The sequence below is a fragment of the Curvibacter sp. GW821-FHT09D12 genome, from assembly GCF_059416245.1.
Genome location: NZ_JBWKOU010000049.1, coordinates 1 through 5,666 on the forward strand (window position 1 = coordinate 1; position 5,666 = coordinate 5,666).

Below are 5,666 nucleotides of genomic sequence, written 5' to 3' on the forward strand. Positions count from 1 at the left end.
CCTGGAGGGGGTTTTGAGGGCTGTAAGAGCCTGACGATGACCTACTTTCACACGGGAACCCGCACTATCATCGGCGCGGAGTTGTTTCACTGTCCTGTTCGGGATGGGAAGGAGTGGGACCAACTCGCTATGGTCATCAGGCATAACTTGGTGCTGGACTGTTGTTGCTCAACAGCCCGGCGAATTCATAGAGTTTGGAATCAGATTTTATTTTTTGTATTGCGTCTTGGCATAACCAGACTTTGAATTGGATTCAAAGTTATAGGGTCAAGCCGCACGAGCAATTAGTATCAGTTAGCTTAACGCATTACTGCGCTTCCACACCTGACCTATCAACGTCCTGGTCTTGAACGACTCTTTAGGGGGGTCAAGCCCCCGGCAGATCTCATCTTGAAACGAGTTTCCCGCTTAGATGCTTTCAGCGGTTATCTCTTCCACACATAGCTACTCGGCAATGCCACTGGCGTGACAACCGATACACCAGAGGTGTGTCCACTCCGGTCCTCTCGTACTAGGAGCAGGCTTCCTCAAATCTGCAGCGCCCACGGAAGATAGGGACCAAACTGTCTCACGACGTTTTAAACCCAGCTCACGTACCTCTTTAAATGGCGAACAGCCATACCCTTGGGACCGGCTACAGCCCCAGGATGAGATGAGCCGACATCGAGGTGCCAAACACCGCCGTCGATATGAACTCTTGGGCGGTATCAGCCTGTTATCCCCAGAGTACCTTTTATCCGTTGAGCGATGGCCCTTCCATACAGAACCACCGGATCACTATGTCCTGCTTTCGCATCTGCTCGACTTGTCAGTCTCGCAGTTAAGCACGCTTATGCCATTGCACTATTAGCACGATGTCCGACCGTACCTAGCGTACCTTCGAACTCCTCCGTTACACTTTGGGAGGAGACCGCCCCAGTCAAACTGCCTACCATGCACTGTCCCCGATCCCGATAAGGGACCTAGGTTAGAACCTCAAACACACCAGGGTGGTATTTCAACGTTGGCTCCATGAGAACTAGCGTCCTCACTTCAAAGCCTCCCACCTATCCTACACAGATCTGTTCAAAGTCCAATACAAAGCTACAGTAAAGGTTCATGGGGTCTTTCCGTCTTTCCGCGGGGAGATTGCATCATCACAAACATTTCAACTTCGCTGAGTCTCAGGAGGAGACAGTGTGGCCATCGTTACGCCATTCGTGCAGGTCGGAACTTACCCGACAAGGAATTTCGCTACCTTAGGACCGTTATAGTTACGGCCGCCGTTTACTGGGACTTCAATCAAGAGCTTGCACCCCATCATTTAATCTTCCAGCACCGGGCAGGCGTCACACCCTATACGTCCACTTTCGTGTTTGCAGAGTGCTGTGTTTTTATTAAACAGTCGCAGCCACCGATTTTTTGCAACCCCTTTGAGCTCCCTCTGTACGAGTTCACCTACTTGGGGCATACCTTCTCCCGAAGTTACGGTATCAATTTGCCGAGTTCCTTCTCCTGAGTTCTCTCAAGCGCCTTAGAATACTCATCTCGCGCACCAGTGTCGGTTTGCGGTACGGTCGTGTGTAGCTGAAGCTTAGTGGCTTTTCCTGGAAGCAGGGTATCACTCACTTCGGCTGCAAGCAGCCTCGTTATCACTCCTCATCTAAGCCCGGCGGATTTGCCTACCAGGCACGACTACAAGCTTGAACCAACATATCCAACAGTTGGCTGAGTTAACCTTCTCCGTCCCCACATCGCACTACACATCGGTACAGGAATATTGACCTGTTTCCCATCAACTACGCATCTCTGCCTCGCCTTAGGGGCCGACTCACTCTACGCCGATGAACGTTGCGTAGAAAACCTTGCGCTTACGGCGAGCGGGCTTTTCACCCGCTTTAACGCTACTCATGTCAGCATTCGCACTTCTGATACCTCCAGCAGGCTTCACAACCCACCTTCACAGGCTTACAGAACGCTCTCCTACCACTTGCAATAAATTGCAAATCCGCAGCTTCGGTAACTGGCTTAGCCCCGTTACATCTTCCGCGCAGGACGACTCGATCAGTGAGCTATTACGCTTTCTTTAAATGATGGCTGCTTCTAAGCCAACATCCTGACTGTTTTAGCCTTCCCACTTCGTTTCCCACTTAGCCAATTTTAGGGACCTTAGCTGGCGGTCTGGGTTGTTTCCCTCTTGAGTCCGGACGTTAGCACCCGGTGCTCTGTCTCCCAAGCTGTACTCGTCGGTATTCGGAGTTTGCATAGGTTTGGTAAGTCGCCATGACCCCCTAGCCTAAACAGTGCTCTACCCCCGACGGTAATACTTGAGGCACTACCTAAATAGTTTTCGGAGAGAACCAGCTATTTCCAAGTTTGTTTAGCCTTTCACCCCTATCCACAGCTCATCCGCTAGTTTTGCAACACTAGTCGGTTCGGACCTCCAGTACCTGTTACGGCACCTTCATCCTGGCCATGGATAGATCACTTGGTTTCGGGTCTACACCCAGCGACTGAACGCCCTATTCGGACTCGATTTCTCTACGGCTTCCCTATTCGGTTAACCTTGCCACTGAATGTAAGTCGCTGACCCATTATACAAAAGGTACGCAGTCACCCTTGCGGGCTCCTACTTTTTGTAAGCATGCGGTTTCAGGATCTATTTCACTCCCCTCCCGGGGTTCTTTTCGCCTTTCCCTCACGGTACTAGTTCACTATCGGTCGATGATGAGTATTTAGCCTTGGAGGATGGTCCCCCCATATTCAGACAGGATTTCTCGTGTCCCGCCCTACTTTTCGCTAGCTCAGTACCACCACGATCTTTTCACATACGGGACTATCACCCACTGTGGTCGACCTTTCCAAGTCGTTCTGTTAAGTTCGTAGCTATCACTAGCAGGCTTCTCCGATTTCGCTCGCCACTACTTTCGGAATCTCGGTTGATGTCTTTTCCTCGAGCTACTGAGATGTTTCAGTTCACCCGGTTCGCCTCGCATGACTATGTATTCATCATGCGATACCTTTCGGTGGGTTTCCCCATTCGGATATCTCCGGATCAAAGCTAATTTGCCAGCTCCCCGAAGCTTTTCGCAGGCTATCACGTCCTTCGTCGCCTATCATCGCCAAGGCATCCACCACATGCTCTTAGTCACTTGACCCTATAACTTTGACGTCTCAAGAATCTTTCAACTCTAAAAACATCTCCATCTATTTCAAGGACTGATGTCAGGTCTTTCACCTGACGCGTTATGCCGTAATGTGAATACTCCTCGATCACAGTCATCGCTGACCACTTTCAAGAAGATTCGTCATTACTGAATTTCAACTTCATACAGCTCTCACCGTACAAACCATTGAATATTCGTTTTGACGCAATCAAAAAATTGTCGCCAGAGGCACGGTCTGCACTAAACCTTTACGAATGTGCAGTTTCCTCTGACAACTCTGATTCGACTCTATGAATTTTTAAAGAACAGCCGTGGCAATCGTCTTTCAACAACCACCTCATCAATCGCACTATCGCAATCAATAACAAAACAACCTGATTCACCATCAAGTCGCTTTGTTATTGAAACACTCTTCAATCAACCATCTTCATTCATTGGTGGAGGATGACGGGATCGAACCGACGACCCCCTGCTTGCAAAGCAGGTGCTCTCCCAGCTGAGCTAATCCCCCGGGATCCCCACAACCAGACATTGGAATCTTGGTGGGTCTAGTTGGGCTCGAACCAACGACCCCCGCCTTATCAAGACGGTGCTCTAACCAGCTGAGCTACAGACCCATTCCACTTCACCGCTCTCGCAGCTCAGCAGACTGTTCCAACAACCGATAAGTGTGGGTGTTCAAATTAAATTGCAAATTTTCCAGAAAGGAGGTGATCCAGCCGCACCTTCCGATACGGCTACCTTGTTACGACTTCACCCCAGTCACGAACCCTGCCGTGGTAATCGCCCTCCTTGCGGTTAGGCTAACTACTTCTGGCAGAACCCGCTCCCATGGTGTGACGGGCGGTGTGTACAAGACCCGGGAACGTATTCACCGCGACATTCTGATCCGCGATTACTAGCGATTCCGACTTCACGCAGTCGAGTTGCAGACTGCGATCCGGACTACGACTGGTTTTATGGGATTAGCTCCCCCTCGCGGGTTGGCAACCCTCTGTACCAGCCATTGTATGACGTGTGTAGCCCCACCTATAAGGGCCATGAGGACTTGACGTCATCCCCACCTTCCTCCGGTTTGTCACCGGCAGTCTCATTAGAGTGCCCTTTCGTAGCAACTAATGACAAGGGTTGCGCTCGTTGCGGGACTTAACCCAACATCTCACGACACGAGCTGACGACAGCCATGCAGCACCTGTGTTACGGTTCTCTTTCGAGCACGAAACCATCTCTGGTAACTTCCGTACATGTCAAAGGTGGGTAAGGTTTTTCGCGTTGCATCGAATTAAACCACATCATCCACCGCTTGTGCGGGTCCCCGTCAATTCCTTTGAGTTTCAACCTTGCGGCCGTACTCCCCAGGCGGTCAACTTCACGCGTTAGCTTCGTTACTGAGTCAGTGAAGACCCAACAACCAGTTGACATCGTTTAGGGCGTGGACTACCAGGGTATCTAATCCTGTTTGCTCCCCACGCTTTCGTGCATGAGCGTCAGTACAGGCCCAGGGGATTGCCTTCGCCATCGGTGTTCCTCCGCATATCTACGCATTTCACTGCTACACGCGGAATTCCATCCCCCTCTGCCGTACTCCAGCTATGCAGTCACTAATGCAGTTCCCAGGTTGAGCCCGGGGATTTCACATCTGTCTTACATAACCGCCTGCGCACGCTTTACGCCCAGTAATTCCGATTAACGCTCGCACCCTACGTATTACCGCGGCTGCTGGCACGTAGTTAGCCGGTGCTTATTCTTACGGTACCGTCATGGGTCCAGCTTATTAGGCCAAACCTTTTCGTTCCGTACAAAAGCAGTTTACAACCCGAAGGCCTTCATCCTGCACGCGGCATGGCTGGATCAGGCTTGCGCCCATTGTCCAAAATTCCCCACTGCTGCCTCCCGTAGGAGTCTGGGCCGTGTCTCAGTCCCAGTGTGGCTGGTCGTCCTCTCAGACCAGCTACAGATCGTCGGCTTGGTGAGCCTTTACCCCACCAACTACCTAATCTGATATCAGCCGCTCCAATCGCGCGAGGTCTTGCGATCCCCCGCTTTCATCCGTAGATCGTATGCGGTATTAGCGTAACTTTCGCTACGTTATCCCCCACGACTGGGCACGTTCCGATACTTTACTCACCCGTTCGCCACTCGCCACCAGGATTGCTCCCGTGCTGCCGTTCGACTTGCATGTGTAAGGCATGCCGCCAGCGTTCAATCTGAGCCAGGATCAAACTCTACAGTTCGATCTTGAATTTTTCGCATGACATCGCTGCCACGCATTACTCATAAAAACGGAATTGAAGTGAACTTCACTTCTATTCTCATGAGTGTTTAAAGTGCTAAGCACTAGTTCCAAAGAACTTGGCAATCGCCTTCAAACACCCACGCTTATCGGCTGTATATTTTTAAGGATCAAACTACTCAGAATCTCTTCTTTTCGCTTCAGCTCGCTGCGATCAGCGAAGCCCTCTATCTTAGCACAGTTTTTAAGTAACTGGCAAAACTTTTTTTCTTTTCTACCTCAGCAGC

2 tRNA genes and 3 rRNA genes are annotated in these 5,666 nt (G+C 50.7%); all 5 read right to left on the minus strand.

Annotated features, from left to right (window positions below):
* Positions 1–28: 28 nt before the first annotated feature.
* Positions 29–141 (minus strand): 5S ribosomal RNA (gene rrf, locus AC07PT_RS30330).
* Positions 142–263: 122 nt separating this feature from the next.
* A 23S ribosomal RNA gene (locus AC07PT_RS30335) occupies positions 264–3,137 on the minus strand.
* Between the two features lie 444 nt (positions 3,138–3,581).
* Positions 3,582–3,657: transfer RNA gene (locus AC07PT_RS30340), tRNA-Ala, on the minus strand.
* Between the two features lie 29 nt (positions 3,658–3,686).
* A tRNA-Ile gene (locus tag AC07PT_RS30345) sits at positions 3,687–3,763 on the minus strand.
* Positions 3,764–3,849: 86 nt separating this feature from the next.
* Positions 3,850–5,380, minus strand: a 16S ribosomal RNA gene (locus tag AC07PT_RS30350).
* The 16S, 23S and 5S rRNA genes sit together here with 2 tRNA genes alongside, the layout of an rRNA operon.
* Positions 5,381–5,666 lie beyond the last annotated feature (286 nt).